Source organism: Agromyces solani (assembly GCF_058349925.1).
In genome coordinates, this window is the sequence record NZ_JBYRER010000002.1 from 473,719 (window position 1) to 488,918 (window position 15,200).

12 protein-coding genes and 1 tRNA gene are annotated in these 15,200 nt (G+C 71.0%); 8 read left to right on the forward strand and 5 right to left on the reverse strand.

All coding sequences use genetic code 11. From position 1 onward, the window contains the following. Position 1: 1 nt before the first annotated feature. The 6 genes from AC3RJ7_RS09940 to AC3RJ7_RS09965 all read left to right on the forward strand — a co-directional run bounded on the left by AC3RJ7_RS09940 (position 2) and on the right by AC3RJ7_RS09965 (position 5,799). A complete protein-coding gene (locus AC3RJ7_RS09940) occupies positions 2-1,132 on the forward strand; it encodes a hypothetical protein (protein ID WP_491455675.1) in 1,131 nt (376 codons plus the stop codon). Then, positions 1,119-1,796, forward strand: coding sequence for a response regulator transcription factor (locus AC3RJ7_RS09945; RefSeq protein WP_491455676.1), 678 nt, complete (start codon positions 1,119-1,121; stop codon positions 1,794-1,796). The genes AC3RJ7_RS09940 and AC3RJ7_RS09945 overlap by 14 nt, the downstream gene beginning before the upstream one ends. Continuing rightward, positions 1,797-2,411, forward strand: coding sequence for a thymidine kinase (locus AC3RJ7_RS09950; protein ID WP_491455677.1), 615 nt, complete (start codon positions 1,797-1,799; stop codon positions 2,409-2,411). Positions 2,412-2,522: 111 nt separating this feature from the next. Next, positions 2,523-3,374 carry a universal stress protein gene (locus AC3RJ7_RS09955; protein ID WP_491455678.1) on the forward strand — a complete coding sequence of 284 codons (852 nt, stop codon included), beginning with the start codon at positions 2,523-2,525 and terminating at the stop codon, positions 3,372-3,374. Then, complete coding sequence (locus AC3RJ7_RS09960; RefSeq protein WP_491455679.1) at positions 3,371-4,501, forward strand: heparan-alpha-glucosaminide N-acetyltransferase domain-containing protein; 1,131 nt, start codon at positions 3,371-3,373, stop codon at positions 4,499-4,501. Before AC3RJ7_RS09955 ends, AC3RJ7_RS09960 begins: the two co-directional genes overlap by 4 nt. Next, positions 4,486-5,799, forward strand: a complete 1,314-nt coding sequence (locus AC3RJ7_RS09965) for a UDP-glucose dehydrogenase family protein (protein ID WP_491455680.1) — start codon at positions 4,486-4,488, stop codon at positions 5,797-5,799. Before AC3RJ7_RS09960 ends, AC3RJ7_RS09965 begins: the two co-directional genes overlap by 16 nt. Before the next feature lie 54 nt (positions 5,800-5,853). Here the strand turns inward: AC3RJ7_RS09965 and AC3RJ7_RS09970 are convergent, their stop codons facing one another. The 4 genes from AC3RJ7_RS09970 to AC3RJ7_RS09985 form a co-directional block, all read right to left on the reverse strand. Then, on the reverse strand, positions 5,854-8,247 hold the full coding sequence (locus AC3RJ7_RS09970) for a cell wall-binding repeat-containing protein (RefSeq protein WP_491455681.1): 2,394 nt from the start codon (positions 8,245-8,247) through the stop codon (positions 5,854-5,856). Positions 8,248-8,350: 103 nt separating this feature from the next. After that, positions 8,351-8,427, reverse strand: a tRNA-Pro gene (locus AC3RJ7_RS09975). 105 nt (positions 8,428-8,532) lie between these two features. Then, entirely contained in the window at positions 8,533-9,525 is a 993-nt protein-coding gene (locus tag AC3RJ7_RS09980) for a metallophosphoesterase (RefSeq protein ID WP_491455682.1), read from the reverse strand. Continuing rightward, a complete protein-coding gene (locus AC3RJ7_RS09985) occupies positions 9,522-12,161 on the reverse strand; it encodes a transglycosylase domain-containing protein (RefSeq protein WP_491455683.1) in 2,640 nt (879 codons plus the stop codon). Before AC3RJ7_RS09985 ends, AC3RJ7_RS09980 begins: the two co-directional genes overlap by 4 nt. A gap of 152 nt (positions 12,162-12,313) precedes the next feature. Here AC3RJ7_RS09985 and sp36 point away from each other — a divergent pair, with 152 nt between their 5' ends. Continuing rightward, positions 12,314-12,547, forward strand: coding sequence for a Sp36 family protein (sp36, locus tag AC3RJ7_RS09990; RefSeq protein ID WP_491455684.1), 234 nt, complete (start codon positions 12,314-12,316; stop codon positions 12,545-12,547). After that, positions 12,547-13,017 carry a RidA family protein gene (locus AC3RJ7_RS09995; protein ID WP_491455685.1) on the forward strand — a complete coding sequence of 157 codons (471 nt, stop codon included), beginning with the start codon at positions 12,547-12,549 and terminating at the stop codon, positions 13,015-13,017. The genes sp36 and AC3RJ7_RS09995 overlap by 1 nt, the downstream gene beginning before the upstream one ends. Before the next feature lie 77 nt (positions 13,018-13,094). On the opposite strand, the gene acs is transcribed toward AC3RJ7_RS09995, so the two are convergent. Then, on the reverse strand, positions 13,095-15,047 hold the full coding sequence (acs, locus tag AC3RJ7_RS10000) for an acetate--CoA ligase (protein WP_491455686.1): 1,953 nt from the start codon (positions 15,045-15,047) through the stop codon (positions 13,095-13,097). Between the last annotated feature and the right edge of the window lie 153 nt (positions 15,048-15,200).

Sequence of the window (15,200 nt, forward strand, 5' to 3'; positions counted from 1 at the left end):
GATGCGCCTGACCCAGCAGGAGGCCGACCCGATCGGTGCGATCACCGCCGCACCGATCGTCGTCATCGGCGCGGTGCTCGCGCTCGGCACCTCGGTGGCCCTGACCTGGGCGCACCGCACCGAGATCGGCGCCCCAGTCGCGGCGATCGCCGCGATCGTCCTCGTCGCCGCGGCGGGCACGGTGGCGGCGATCTCGGCCGCACCGTCGAGGGCGCCGTTCACCGCCGAGCGACTGTGGCTCCTCGTGACCCTCGCCGTCGGTGCCGCCATCGCGGAGTACATGAGCACGGTGGGGTCGAACCAGTACCTCTACGACGACTTCGGCCCGGTCGTCATCGGCATGCTGATCCTCTCGGTCGCCCCGTTCTGCACCTGGCTCTCACTCGCGCTCGCGGGCGTGCTCGCCTCGATCGTGCTGTCCATCCTCGTCGTCGGCGCCTCCGCGTACGTCCTCGCCGACGCCCCGGTGGCCGCGCTCATCGCCGTCAACGCCGCGCCGGTGATCGCTCTCTCGGCGGCGGCGGCGGGGTACGCGTACGCCATCATCGCCGAGACCCTCGCCTGGCAGCGGGAGGCGAACCGTGCCGCCCTGCAGCGCGACGTCGAACTGCGCGCCGGCATCGCCCGCTCCGTGCAGCAGAGCCGGGTGTCGGTGCTCGGGCGCGAGGTACTGCCCTTCCTCGCCGGGGTGATGACCGCCGAGCGCATCTCGATCGCCGATGCCGACCGGGCCCGCGAGCTCGCCGAAGAGCTCCGCCGCGCCCTGCGCGCCGGCATCGAGTCGACCTGGCTCGACGACCTCGCCGCGAATCTCCGTGTGAGCCGGGGCGTCGAGACCCTCGTCGACGACCCCGCAGGAGCCGCGGACGCCCTCGGCGACGACCAGCGTTCCGCCCTCACCGCGCTCATCACCTGGCTCACCGACGCCGACCGATCCGAGCGCGTGAGCGTGTCGTTCTCGCCCGAACCCGACGGCGGGTCCATCCGCATCGTCGCCGATCCGGCCGCCCATCCGCCCGCCAAACGCGAACTCGACCGGTTCGTCGCGGTGGCTCGTGCGGTGGCGTTGGGTGCCGAATCGGTCGCGACGCGTGAGAATGTGAGTGTGGAGCTGAGATATGTCATCGAATGAACCGGCAACGCCGCCGCGCCATCGGCTCGCGATCCTCGACGACCACGAGCTGATCGTCGACAGCCTGGCGAGGTGGTTCGCCGACCTCGCGCCCGATTTCGAGGTCGTCGTGACCGCGACCACCTGGATGGACCTCGTGCGAAGCCCGGCGTTCCCGGTCGAGCTCGTCCTGATGGACCTCCAGCTCGGCGACAGTGTGTCGATCGAGTCCCGCATCCGCGCGTGCCGCGCCGCCGGCGCCCGCGTGATCGTCGTGACCGCGCTCGACGACGAGGAGTCGCGCGAGCGGAGCATGGCCGCCGGCGCGGCCGGGTTCGTCTCGAAGACCCTGCCGGCCGAGACCCTCGTCGACTACGCGCGGCGCGTGATGCGCGGCGAGCGGCTGCCCAGGCACACGCGCGCCCAGGATCAGCACGCCCAGGGCGGCCAGCCCGGCACCACGACCATGTCGGGCGTGCACCTCAGCCCGGCCGAGGAGAAGGCCCTGCGCTACTACGCCCAGGGCCTCAGCACGCTCGAGGTCGGCCAGCGCATGGACGTCGGCTACGAGACCGCGAAGACGTACCTGCGCCGGGTGCGCGAGAAGTATGCGAAGGTGGGCAAGCCGGCCAGCCGCAAGGCCGAGTTGATCCGCCGTGCGGCGGAGGATGGATTCCTCGAGTAGATGGCGAAACTGTACTTCCGCTATGGGGCGATGAACTCCGGCAAGTCGACGGCGTTGCTCCAGGCGGCGTTCAACTATGAGGAGCGCGGCCACCGGGTGCTGCTCGCGAAGCCGGCGATCGACACGAAGGGCGACCGCGACATCGTGTCCCGCCTCGGGGTCGTGCGAGAGGTCGACTTCGTCATCGAGCCCGGGGTGACCGTGCTCGACCGGTTCCAGTCGCACCGCACCCGAGTCATCGAAGAGGCCGGTCGCGACGTCAGCTGCCTGCTCGTCGACGAGGCGCAGTTCCTGTCGTCCGACCAGGTCGACGACCTCCTGCGCATCGCGCTGATCGACGGCATCCCGGTGCTCGCCTACGGCATCCGCACCGACTTCCAGACGGTCGCCTTCCCCGGCAGCCGCCGGCTCCTCGAGATCTCGCATTCGCTCGAGGAGCTGAAGACGATCTGCCGCTGCGGGCGCAAGGCGATCTTCAACGGGCGGCGCATCGACGGCCGCTACATCTTCGACGGCGACCAGGTCGCCATCGACGGCGTCGAGGTCGCGTACGAGTCGCTGTGCGGGGTCTGCTACCTGCAGGAGTCGGGCGGCGTGCTCAACGGCCGCCACTGATCGAGTCATGATCGAGCGGCCGCCGACCGCGGCCAGGCGATCGGACCGGTCGTCACCGAGGGTGGTGCCGCCGAGTCATCCGCGTGATGATTGAGGCAGGGAGGCCCCCGCATGAGCGAAATCGTCGTCGGAGTCAGCACCGCCGAGAGCGCCGGCCTGCGGGCCGTGCGCTGGGGGGCCGAACGCGCCTCCGCCCATCGGTCGCCGCTCCGGCTCGTGCACGTCGTCGACAGCGCGGTCGAGGCGACGGGCGATGCGAAACTGCTGCTCGCGGCGCTCGACCGGGCGCGCGCGTCGCTCGCCGACGCGGCGACGGTCGCGCTCGACGTCGACCCGTCGCTCGACGTCGCGACGGATCTCGAACAGGGATCGCCCGTCGAGGTCTTCGCGGACCGCTCCAAGGGCGCGGAGCTGCTCGTCGTCGGCAGCGACTGGCACGGCGGCAAGCGGCCGAGCCGGCGCGGCGTGCACAGCCTGCGCATCGCCGCCGCGAGCCGGGCTCCCGTCGTCGTCGTGCCCGACATCGACGTCTCGGCCCGGCGCGGCGTCGTCATCGGCGTCGACGGCTCCGAGGTGGGCGCGCGCGCCCTCGCGTTCGCCGCCGACGAGGCCGAGCGACGATCGGTCCCGCTCATCGCCGTGCACGCCTGGGACATGGCGCTGATGGCCGGGGGCGAGTACGGCTACGGTCCGGCGATGGTCGCGGTCGACGACCTGACCGAGGCGGCCCGCGAGGTGCTCGACGCCTCGCTCGCCCCGCTCGTCGCCGACCGACCCGACCTCGAGATCGAACGCCGCGTCGAAGCGGGCGACCCGGTCACCGCGCTCGCCGAGGCAGCCGCTGAGGCCGAGCTGCTCGTGGTCGGCAGCCACGGCCGGGGTGCGATCGCGCGGTTCCTGCTCGGATCGGTCAGTCACGGCGTGCTCTCGCGCCTCGAGGCCCCGACGGTCGTCGTGCGGTGAGCACCACGCCGGGCGTGCGATCCGCGCGCTCACGGGTGCGCGCGACGTCCCCGATCCGTGTCGACGGCATCGACGCCGCCCGCGGGATCGCGCTCATCGGCATGTTCATCGCCCATGTGGCGCCCGCCGCGGCGACGCTCGAGGCCGCCGAACTCATCGCGATGGCCGACGAGCGTCCTCGGTTGCTCTTCGCCCTGACGGCGGGCTTCGGACTCGGCTTCATCTCGGGCGGCGTGCGGCCGATCTCGGCCGGGCGGGGGCTCCTGCGTCGCCAGATCTCGGTGCGCGCGCTCATCCTCATAGGGCTCGGCCTGCTGATCGCGGTGACCCTGCAGCCCCTCGTCTACATCATCCTCGACGTCTACGGCGTCGCGTTCCTGCTCATGCTGCCGCTGCTGTTCGTGCCCGCGCGGGTCGCGATCGCGCTCGGCGCCGCGCTCCTGGCGATCACGCCGGGCCTCGCGGCCGCCGCGCAGTACAGTCCCGAGATCGTCGCGGCGCGCGACAGCGAGGTGCGACTGCTCCTCGACTGGGTGCTCACGGGCGCGTACCCGGTCATCGTGTGGGTGCCGGTCATGCTCATCGGCCTGGGGCTCGCGCGACTCGGCGCCGCGTCACCGGGGGTGGTCGCACGCTACGCCCTGTTCGGGGCGCTCGCGGCGGCGGTGATGCTGCCGCTCACTCGCGTACTGCCCGAAGAGGCGGATGCCTCGGCGTCGGTGTTCGAGCATGCGCTCTCGGCCTCGGCGCTGGCGGTCGGCAATGTGGGCGTCGGGCTCGTCATCGTCGCCGCGACCGTGACCCTCACGGCGCTCGCCCGCCCCGCCGTGCGAAGGGTCGCCGGCGCGGTGCTGTCGCCCGTGACCGCGATGGGGGCGATGCCGCTCAGCGTCTACACCCTGCACCTCGTCGTGATCTCGGCCGCGAAGCGCGCCGAGGGCGGCTATCTGACCGACGACTCGTGGGCGCTCACGGTCGGCCTCATCGTCGGCAGCATGATCTTCGCGTGGTGCTGGCGCCGCTATCTCGGCCGCGGTCCGCTCGAGCGGTTGCTTCGGGCGGCCAGCGGTCGATCGCGCGAGAATGGAACCCCTGCACGGAAGGACCTGCCATGCGCATCTCGGTGATCGGTTGCGGCTACCTCGGGGCGGTGCACGCCTCGGCGATGGCCGAGCTCGGACACGAGGTCGTGGGCGTCGACGTCGACGCGGCGAAGATCGCGGCACTGGCCGCCGGTCGGCCGCCGTTCTTCGAACCCGGGCTCGCCGAGATCCTCACGTCGGCCACGGCGACCGGTCGCCTGCGGTTCTCGACCGACATCGCCGACGCCGCCGATGCCGAGGTGCATTTCGTCGCCGTCGGGACGCCGCAGGCCGCCGACACGCACGCGGCCGACCTCCGGTACGTCGCCGCCGCGTTCGAGGCGCTGGCGCCGCATCTGGCGCCGGGCTCGCTCGTCGTCGGCAAGAGCACAGTGCCCGTGGGCACCGCGGCCCGGCTCGCCGCGCGGCTCTCGGAGGTCGCACCGCACGCGGAGCTCGCGTGGAACCCCGAGTTCCTGCGCGAGGGCTTCGCGGTGCGCGACACCCTCGAACCCGATCGGCTCGTCTACGGCGTCCGTGATCCCGGCGGCGACGGCCACGCGGCATCCCAGCTCGACCAGGTGTACCGCGCCGCGATCGAAGCCGGTGCACCGCGCATCGTGACCGACTACGCGACCGCGGAACTCGTGAAGGTCGCCGCCAACGCGTTCCTCGCGACGAAGATCAGCTTCATCAACGCGATGGCCGAGATCGCCGACGCCACCGGTGCCGACGTGGTCGCCCTCGCCGATGCGATCGGCCACGACGCACGCATCGGCCGGCGCTTCCTCAACGCCGGCGTCGGGTTCGGCGGCGGGTGCCTGCCGAAGGACATCCGAGCCTTCACCGCCCGTGCGGATGAGCTCGGGCACGGCGAGTCGCTCGCGTTCCTGCGCGAGGTCGACGCGATCAACCTCAGGCAGCGGCAGCGCGTCGTCGACCTCGCCGTCGAGGCGCTCGGCGGCAGCGTGCACCGAACGCGCATCGCCGTGCTCGGCGTGACCTTCAAGCCCGACTCCGACGACGTGCGCGACTCGCCCGCACTCGATGTCGCGGTGCAGCTCACGGGGCTCGGCGCCGACGTCGTCGCGACCGACCCCGAGGGCATCGAGAACGCCCGTGCTCGTCACCCGCAGCTCGCGTACGTGAGCTCGACGCGCGAGGCGCTGCGCGGGGCCGATCTCGTCGTGCTCGTGACGGAGTGGCGCGAGTACCGGTCGCTCGATCCGGTCGACACCGGTCGGCTCGTCGCGGGGCGCCGCATCATCGACGCCCGGAACGTGCTCGACGTCGCGGCCTGGCGTTCGGCCGGCTGGGAGCTGCGCGGGATCGGGCGGCCCTGAACGGGCGATGCCCCCGCACCGTCGGGCGCAGGGGCATCGAGGCGTCGGCGCGGCTCAGCACTCCCCGAGCCGGGCGACGCCGTCGCCCAGCACGCCCGTCGCGCCGAGCAGCGTCACCCGGGTGGCGCCGAGCCGGAGCAGCTCGTTGCGCGTGCCCTTCGGAAGGCAGCTCTGCGGGCTCAGGTAGAGCGGCGACGCGGTTCCGCCGGCGAACGCGGCGCCCGCGAGCGCGTCGGGGAAGTTGAGGCCGTTGGCCACGAACACCCGCTCGCTCGACGAGAACGCATCCTTGTTGATCGCGAAACCGGTGCTGAAGCGGTCGGTGCCGGCGACGCGCTTGGTGTCGGCCGCGAGCTTCTGGAGCGCTCCGAGGACCGTGTTTGAGACGACGGCGCTGCCGCCGGCGACGCGGATCTTCGTCGGCGCGAGTCGCTTCACGAGCGACGAGGTCGCCGTGTCGAGCGACGTGCCGTTCGTGAGCACGACGGGGGAGTCGTATCGGCCGCTCGCGGCACTCGCGCCGAGCGCGTCGGGGAAGTTCGCCCCGGACGCGACGTACACCGCGGCGGTGGTGCCCGGGAACGCGTAGTCGACCACCTTGCGGCTGGTCGCGTATCGGTCGGCACCGCCGAGGCGGACCACCGGCGCGATCTTCGCGAAGGCGTTCGCGGTCGAACCGGCGACGACCCCCGTCCCTCCGACGACGACGATCTTCGCCGGCTTCAGGCGCGCGAGTTCGGCGAGGAGCGCGGCGGGCGGTTGGTACTTCGGCGTGAGCAGGAGCGGGCCGCCCGACTTCGCGGCGGCGGGGGCGGCGGCGAGCGCATCGGCGAAACCCGCACCGGAGGCCACGTAGACGACGGGCGCGGTCGATGGGAAGGCGGCCTTCGAGATCGCCACGGCGGTCGCGTAGCGGTCGCCGCCGGCCAGGCGGTCGACCTTCGGCGGCGGCACGACCGTCACCGAGCCGGTGGCCGCCGCCGACGTCGAGTACTTGCCGTACTTCGCGACGACCTTCCACGCGTGGGCACCGAGGGCGACGCCGGTCAACGGCGCGGCGAACGATCCGCCGGTCTTCGTGAGCCTCGCCGTCGACACGGGCGTCGACCCACCGTCGACGTAGAGCGACACGACGGTGCCGACCGGGGCCTGCGGCACCGTTCCGGTGATGCTGCCGCCCGTGAACGCGCGACCGCCCGCGGGCTGGGCGACCACCGGGGTACGGACCGCGACCGAGAGCTGCCAGCCCTTGTTGAACTCGAGCACGTCCTGGCCGCGCGACGACGTCATCGCGAAGAACGCGGCGAGCGGCCGGGACGCGCAGGTCGTCTGGCTCGCGTTCGACCCGGAGGTGATGCCGACGGCGTAGTTGCCGAGCAGGGCCGCGCCGCCGCTGTCGCCGGGGATCGCGCAGACGCTCGCGACGACGGAATTGACCGCCCGACCGCCGACCTCGACGGTTTCGAGGCTCACCACGGAACCGCAGGTCCAGCCCGTCGTACGGCCCGACTTGCAGAGCTTCGCGCCGACGACGCCGGCCGTCGCACCGCGAACGGTCACGGGGGAGCCCGCCGTCGGAGCGCCCGCGCCGCCGCCCCAGGTCGAGACGATCGGCTTCGGGGTCCAGCCGGCGCCGACCGACACCCGGGCGGAGTCGATGTTCGAGCCGTACACGACGCTGCCGGGCACCCGGGTGCCGATCTCGGCGCCCAGGCGCCAGGCTGGGTCGGCCGGCCGCACCAGGTTCTGGGCGTAGATGCGGGTGCTGTCGGTGGACCAGCCGTCGAGGCAATGGCCGGCGGTCGCGAACTGGTGGGCCCCCGTCGTGGTCGACCGGCCGTTGAAGCCGATCGAGCACGACGAGTAGTACTGCTTCCCGTCGTCGACGAAGGAGTAGGTCCAGCCGGTGCCGCCGACGAGGTCGGCTGCGGCGTCGAAGGCCACGTCGGAGTAGTCGGCCCCCATGCCCGCCACGGGTTCGTAGACGGGCGTCGCGCCGGTCGCGGCCACGAGCTCCGCCTGCGCCTCGTCGTCGACGAGCACGGTGAGCTCGGTGCCGTCGAGCACCGCGTCGTCGGTGGGCACGCCCGCGGCCGCGAGATGGTCGAGCACGTCTCCCGCATCGACCGCGGCGTCGGCCTCGGCGAGGTACTCGGACGGGGTGATGCCGAGGTCGGTCTCGATCGCGGTCGCGAGCTCGCTCGGCAGGGCGCTCGCCTCCACCCGATACCGCTCGGGGGCGTAGTCGCCCATCGAGGGCGTCTCGACGGGCGCGGCGCCCGGGCCCGGAGCACCGACCGCGGAGGCCGGCGACGTCGGCGTGGCCGAACGCCCGGCCGACGCCGTGCGCGACTCCGCGAACGCCGCCGACGGTGCCGCGATCGCGGTGAGACACACGCCGAGCGCCGTGAGCACGGCCAGCGGCGTGCGTGAGGGGATTCCGAACATCGAGCACCTTCCGATCCGGGTCGGCACTCACGCTAGCAATCGCGGGCGACCTCCGCGGCGGAAATGACAAGACCCCCTCCGAATCGGAGGGGGTCTTGCGATGTGGTCGGGGTGACAGGATTTGAACCTGCGACCTCTTCGTCCCGAACGAAGCGCGCTACCAAGCTGCGCCACACCCCGGTGGCCCGTCAGGGCCTCAACAAGGATAGCCGATAAATCGAGCCTCGCTGACCAGTCGACCGGATGCCTCGAGCGAGCACCGTTCGCCGAGGCATCCGCGCGTCGTCACTCGGCCGGGACGAGCGTGATCAGCGTCGCCTCGGGCGGGCATGCGAAGCGCACCGGCGCGAAGATCGACGTGCCGAGCCCCGCCGACACGTTGAGGAACGCCGAGCGCAACCCGTGCCGCCAGACGCTCAGTCCCTTCACCTGCTTGCGGGGGATGTCGCAGTTCGTGACGAGTGCTCCGAAGCCGGGTACGCACACCTGGCCGCCGTGCGTGTGACCGGCGAGGATGAGCTGCGCGCCGTGGTTCACGAAGGAGTTGAGCACTCGCTGGTACGGCGCGTGCGCGACGCCGACGGTCACGGTCGGGCGCGCGACCGCAGCGGCCTTCGATCCCCGGGAGCGCCCGGCATCGGGCCACATCTCGTCGCCGAGCGGATCGTCGGCTCGCAGCTCGTCGATCGCGCCCGCGATGAGGTCGAGCCGGTCGTAGCCCTTGTGCGGGTCGTCGACGCCGAAGAGTTCGAAGTGCGTGCCGTGCAGGTCGAGACTCGTCGCCGTGTTGTCGAGGTCCTGCCAGCCGAGCTCGGCGAAAAACGCGTGCAGCGCGACGATGTCGAGCCGCTTCGACTTCGGACGGTGACGGGAGGGCCCCATGAAGTAGCCGAACGGGTTCTTCGGCACCGGGCCGAAGTAGTCGTTGGACCCGTTGACGAAGACGCCGGGGACGCCGCGGAACGGTTCGAAGGCGCGGCGGATGCCCTCGAGGCCGCGCTCGTGGCCGAGGTTGTCGCCCGTGTCGACGATGAGGTCGGGCTCGAGGTCGGCCAGCGCGCGCACCCAGTCCTGCTTGTCGCGCTGCCAGGGCGCCATGTGCAGGTCGGAGAGGTGCAGCACCCGGATCGGCCGGGCGCCCGCGGGGAGGACCGGCACCTCGGCGCGACGCAGCGTCCATCGGGTGCGCTCGACGAGCGAACCCCACGCGAATGCGGCGACGCCCGCCGCGCCGATCGCCAGGGCGATCCGCGCGACGGGCGTCAGGCGGCCGGTCAACCGTCGCCCGGGAGGACGTTGCCGTCGGTGCCGGGCTTGTCGTCGCCGCCGCCGTCGCCGCCCGTGTAGCGGCCGATCACGATCGTGATCTTGTCGCCGGGCTTCGCGTTCTCACCCGGCCCCGGGGACTGCGAGACGACGAGGCCGTCCTGGCTCTGGTCGTCCGTGTCCTGGCGGTTGCGGTCGACCCGGTAGCCGGCCGCGGCGAGCGTCGCCTCGGCCTGGTCGGCCGGCATACCGGTGACGTCGGGCACCGGGCTCAGGTTGCCGCGGCTGACCTTCAGCGAGATCGAGGAGCCGCGAGGCGCCTGGCCGCTGGCCGACTGGCTGCCGATCGTGCCCTTCGGCTGCGACGAGTCGACCTCGCCGTCCATCGACCAGCCGAAGCCGGCCTGCTCGAGCGCCTTCTGGGCCGCCTCGGGGGCGAGGCCGAGCACGCTCGGCACGTTCGCCATGGGCGTCTGCAGGTACTGCGACTTGGGCTCGGGGAACGCATCGCCGCCGTACTTGTTGTTGGCGACGTCCATGATGCGCGGCCAGATGTTGTGACGGAGGACGGCGGCCTGCTCGCCGTTGATGGTGGTCTCGCGCAGGTTCACGAAGCCGGTGGCGTTGTACACGCCGACGACCGTCGCGACCTTCGACGAGGCGCCGCTCATCCAGGTGGCGACCGCGTCGTCGGTCGTACCGGTCTTTCCGATCATCGGCGTGCCGGCGGTGTCCATCTGCCAGCGCGACGAACGGCCGGTGCCGTCGGTCATGACCTTCTGGAGCGCGTAGGTCATGCCCGCGGCGACGTCGGGGGTGATCGCCTGGGTGCAGGTCGACTTCGGCGGGTCGAGCGGCTCGCCGTTGCCGTCGAGGATCTTGTCGATCACGATCGGCGTGCACGACTTGCCGCCGCCCGCGACCGCGGCGAACGCGGTCGCCATCGAGATCGGGGCGATCTCCTCCGTGCCGAGCACGGCCGAGGGGCCGAACGCGATGCGGTCGCCGTCGCCGTTGACACCCTCGCCGAGCGGCTTGCCGTCGGCTCGGCCCGCGCTCATGAGCCCGGTCGCCGTGTTCTTGATGCCGCACAGGTCGAGCTGCTTCGCCATCGCGATGAAGCCGGTGTTCTCGGAGTTCACGGTGTTGTACAGCGCCGACCAGTAGCCGCCGTTGCCGCCCTCGTCGTTGCGCGGGTCCCAGTCTCCGGCGTAGACGTTGTCGGCGGGGCAGCTGCTCTTGAACGTGCCCCAGTCGCTGCGACGCCGGGCGTCCATGCTCTCGTTGACCGAGTGCCCCTCCTTCAGCCACTCGCCGAGGGTGAAGATCTTGAACGTCGAACCGGGCTGGAAGCCGCTCGAGCCGCCGTAGTCGATGGTCGAGTTGTAGTTCACGGCGTCGTAGCCGTCGCCCGTGACCTCGGGGTCGACGTTGTAGACGGTGTTCTGCACCATGGCGAGGACGCGGCCGGTGCCCACCTGCACCGAGACGGCCGAGGCGCCGATGTCGGCCTCGGGGATCGACGACGGCACGTTGTCGTGCACGGCCGAGTACGCCGCGGCCTGCATGTCCATGTCGATCGTCGTGTAGATGTCGAGACCGCCGCGCTCGAGCATCTCCTCACCCTCGTTGACGTCGGGCGTCTCGGGGTTGTCCATCTTGAGCTTGATCTCCCACGTCACGTAGTCGCAGAAGTACGCATACACCTTCGACGCCTGGCAGCCGCTCGAGGGCTCCTTGATCTTCGGCGCGACGGGCTCGGCGATCGCCGCGTCGTGCTGCTCCTTCGTGATCTTCTTCTGCTCGAGCATCTTGTCGAGGATGTAGTCGCGGCGCTCCTTGTTGCGCGCGTACGGCACGGTCTCGCCGTTCACGACGGTCTTCGCACCGTTGAGCTCGTCCTCGGGGTAGTCGAGACGGAACTCCTCGGGGCTGTTCACGATCGCGATCAGGCTCGCTGCCTGGGCGAGGGTCAGGTCCTTCGCGTTCGTGCTGAAGTAGTACTGCGCGGCGGTCTGCACGCCGTAGATCTGGCCGCCGAAGCCGGCGATGTTGAGATAGCCGCGGAGGATGTCGTCCTTCGAGTACTGCTTCTCGACGGTGATCGCGTACCGCATCTCCTTGAGCTTGCGGTCGACCGAGGTCTCGGTGTGCTTCTCCCACGCCTCGATGCGCTCTTCGGGCGTCTTGGCCTTCGCCATGTCGTTCGCGACGAGCACGTTCTTCACGTACTGCTGCGTGATCGACGATCCGCCCTGGGTGCCGTTGCCGCTCACCGTCGAGAGCGCGCCGCGGATGGTGCCCGCGATGTCGATGCCGCCGTGGTCGTAGAACCGCGGGTCCTCACCCGCGATCGCCGCGTCCTTCAGGAACGGCGAGATGTACTCGAACGCGACCTCTTCGCGGTTGTCGTCGTAGAACCACGCCATCGGCGAGGCCTTGCCGTCGGGCTTCACCGCGTAGATCGTGGACTTCTGCGCCAGCTCGCCGATCTCGAGTGCGCTCGGAAGGTTCTCGAACATCGTGATGCTGTTGTTGGCGGCCATGCCGGTGACGGCGAGGGCGGGGGTCACCGCTGCGGTGACGAGGACGCCGGCGACGACGCTCATGCCGACGAAGCCGAGGATCCCGGTGCCGACGTCGCTCATCCTACGTTTTTGGGCAGACATATAGTGGAGCGTAACGGAGAAGGCTGACAAAACCCGATACGCGCGCTGGGCGTCGCGTCAGGGGCGACACGCCGAGAACCGTCATCATCGCACGCCTGGTCGTGCACGAGACATCCACCGAGGGAGCCCATATGCCGGCCTGGGAGTACATCACCACTCCGCTGCTCATCCACAACACCGCCGCGATCCTCAACAACTGGGGCTCGGAGGGGTGGGAGCTCGTCCAGATCGTCCAGGGACCGGAGGGCGGGCTCGTCGCCTACCTGAAGCGGCCGAAGGGCGGCGAGTCGTCGCAAGCGGCCCAGGCGGGCGCCGCCGCGGCCGCGCAGGCCGCGAAGCAGTTCGAGGGCGAGGGGCACGCCTGATGGCCGGCTACGAGGCCCGCCTCGCCGAGCTCGGCATCGAGCTCCCCGAGGTCGCCGCACCCGTCGCCGCCTACGTGCCCGCCGTCGTCACCGGCTCCTACGTCTACACGTCGGGCCAGCTGCCGTTCACGGCCGGCAGCCTTCCGGCCACCGGCAAGGTCGGCGACGGCCACGGACTCGTGCCCGCCGACGACGCCAAGGAGTACGCCCGCACGTGCGTGCTCAACGCCCTCGCCGCGGTGCGCGCCGAGATCGGCTCGCTCGACCGCGTGACCCGCATCGTGAAGCTCGTCGGCTTCGTCGCGAGCGACCCCGCATTCACCGGCCAGCCCGGTGTCATCAACGGGGCGTCCGAGGCGCTCGGCGAGATCTTCGGCGAGGCCGGCCGGCACGCCCGCTCCGCCGTCGGCGTCGCGGTGCTGCCGCTCGACTCGCCCGTCGAGCTCGAGCTCGTCGTCGAGTTCGCCTGACGCACCGACCCGAACACGGATGCCTCGGCGGGAATCTTCCCGCCGAGGCATCCGTCGTCGTGGGGCCGGGTGAAGGGCTACTTCACCTGCTCGCTGATGATCTGCATGATCGAGGTGTCGGCGAGCGTCGTCGTGTCGCCGATCTGGCGGCCCTCGGCGAGGTCGCGCAGCAGGCGGCGCATGATCTTGCCCGATCGCGTCTTGGGCAGTTCGTTGACGATGAACACCTGGCGCGGCCGGGCGATCGCGCCGATCTGGGTGGCGACGTGCTTGCGAAGCTCCTCGGAGGCGGCGGCGAGGTCGTCGCCGTGCTCGGCCTGGCTCTGCTTGAGGATGACGAAGGCGACGACCGCCTGGCCCGTGGTCTCGTCGGACGCACCGACGACGGCGGCCTCGGCCGTCCACGGGTGGGCGACGAGCGACGACTCGATCTCGGCCGTCGACAGGCGGTGGCCCGAGACGTTCATCACGTCGTCGACCCGGCCGAGCAGCCAGATGTCGCCGTCCTCGTCGCGGCGGGCGCCGTCGCCGGCGAAGTACTTGTCGCCGAACTTCTCCCAGTAGGTCTCCTTGAACCGCTCGGGGTCGCCCCAGATGCCCCGGAGCATCGACGGCCAGGGCTCGGTGATGACGAGCAGGCCGCCGTCCTCGCCCTCGACGGGCGTGCCGTCGTCGCTCAGGATGTCGATCGAGATGCCGGGGATCGCCACCTGCGCCGAGCCGGGCTTCAGGTCGGTGATGCCGGGCATCGCCGAGATCATGATCGCGCCGGTCTCGGTCTGCCACCACGTGTCGACCACGGGGATCGAGCCGCCGCCGATGACGTGGCGGTACCAGATCCACGCCTCGGGGTTGATCGGCTCGCCGACCGAGCCGAGCAGCCGCAGCGAGCGCAGGTTGAACTGGTGCGGGATCTGCCGGCCGAGCTTCATGAAGGAGCGGATCGCGGTCGGGGCCGTGTAGAGGATCGAGACCTTGTACTTCTCGACGATCTCCCACCACCGGCCGGGGTGCGGCGTGTCGGGAGTGCCTTCGTAGAGCACCTGCGTCGCCGCGTTCGCGAGCGGACCGTAGACGACGTAGGAGTGGCCCGTGATCCAGCCGACGTCGGCGGTGCACCAGTAGACGTCGGTCTCGGGGTGCAGGTCGAAGACGTTCTTGTGCGTGAACGCCGCCTGGGTGAGGTAGCCGCCGCTCGAGTGCACGACGCCCTTCGGCTTTCCGGTCGTGCCCGACGTGTAGAGGATGAACAGCGGGTGCTCGGCGTTGAACGCCTTCGGCTCGTGCTCGCCGGATGCCTCGGCGACGGTGTCGTGCCACCACACGTCGCGCCCCGCCTCGACGTCGACGTCGTTGCCCGTGCGCTTGACGACGAGCACCTTCTCGACCGACCCCGCCGTCTTCGCGATCGCCTCGTCGACGGTCGGCTTCAGCGGGAAGACCCGGCCCTTGCGGTAGCCGCCGTCGGCGGTGATGACGACCTTCGCCTCGGCGTCGTCGATGCGCGAGGCGAGGCTGTCCGAGCTGAATCCGCCGAACACGACCGAGTGGATCGCGCCGATGCGCGCGACCGCGAGCATCGAGACGACGGCCTCGGGGATCATCGGCAGGTAGATGGCGACCCGGTCGCCCTCGCCCACGCCGAGTCCCTCGAGCACGTTCGCCGCGCGCTTGACCTCGTCGGTCAGCTCGGCGTAGGTGATGTCGCGGCTGTCGCCGGGCTCGCCCTCGAAGTGGATGGCGACGCGGTCGCCGAGGCCGGCCTCGACGTGACGGTCGAGGCAGTTCACGGCGACATTGAGCTCGCCGTCGTCGAACCACTTCGCGAACGGCGGGTTCGACCAGTCGAGGGTTCGGGTGAACGGCTTCTGCCAGGTCAGCAGCTCACGGGCCTGGTCGGCCCAGAATCCGAGGCGGTCGGCCTTCGCGGCCTCGTAGAGGCGCTCGTCGGCGACGGCTTGGGCGGCGAACTCGGGGCTCGGACGGAAGCGCCTGATCTCCTCGAGTGCGTGATCGATCTGAACGGTCATGGTTCTCCGGTCGCTCCTTCGCGATCTGTTTCATCGGTTGGGTCGCCTGCCCCACCCAGCACACTACCCCGCGTCCGTGACCGTGTTGCGCGGGTGCGGAAACACATCGTTCGATTGCTCTTCCGCGCGGCTTCCGAAGGCGCTACTGTGCCT

Bases quoted from the DNA above. Each gene is read 5' to 3' on its own strand.
- AC3RJ7_RS09940 (WP_491455675.1), top strand. From the start codon at position 2: ATGCGCCTGACCCAGCAGGAGGCCGACCCGATCGGTGCGATCACCGCC.
- AC3RJ7_RS09945 (WP_491455676.1), top strand. From the start codon at position 1,119: ATGTCATCGAATGAACCGGCAACGCCGCCGCGCCATCGGCTCGCGATC.
- AC3RJ7_RS09950 (WP_491455677.1), top strand. From the start codon at position 1,797: ATGGCGAAACTGTACTTCCGCTATGGGGCGATGAACTCCGGCAAGTCG.
- AC3RJ7_RS09955 (WP_491455678.1), top strand. From the start codon at position 2,523: ATGAGCGAAATCGTCGTCGGAGTCAGCACCGCCGAGAGCGCCGGCCTG.
- AC3RJ7_RS09965 (WP_491455680.1), top strand. From the start codon at position 4,486: ATGCGCATCTCGGTGATCGGTTGCGGCTACCTCGGGGCGGTGCACGCC.
- AC3RJ7_RS09970 (WP_491455681.1), bottom strand. From the start codon at position 8,247: ATGTTCGGAATCCCCTCACGCACGCCGCTGGCCGTGCTCACGGCGCTC.
- AC3RJ7_RS09985 (WP_491455683.1), bottom strand. From the start codon at position 12,161: ATGAGCGACGTCGGCACCGGGATCCTCGGCTTCGTCGGCATGAGCGTC.
- sp36 (WP_491455684.1), top strand. From the start codon at position 12,314: ATGCCGGCCTGGGAGTACATCACCACTCCGCTGCTCATCCACAACACC.
- AC3RJ7_RS09995 (WP_491455685.1), top strand. From the start codon at position 12,547: ATGGCCGGCTACGAGGCCCGCCTCGCCGAGCTCGGCATCGAGCTCCCC.
- acs (WP_491455686.1), bottom strand. From the start codon at position 15,047: ATGACCGTTCAGATCGATCACGCACTCGAGGAGATCAGGCGCTTCCGT.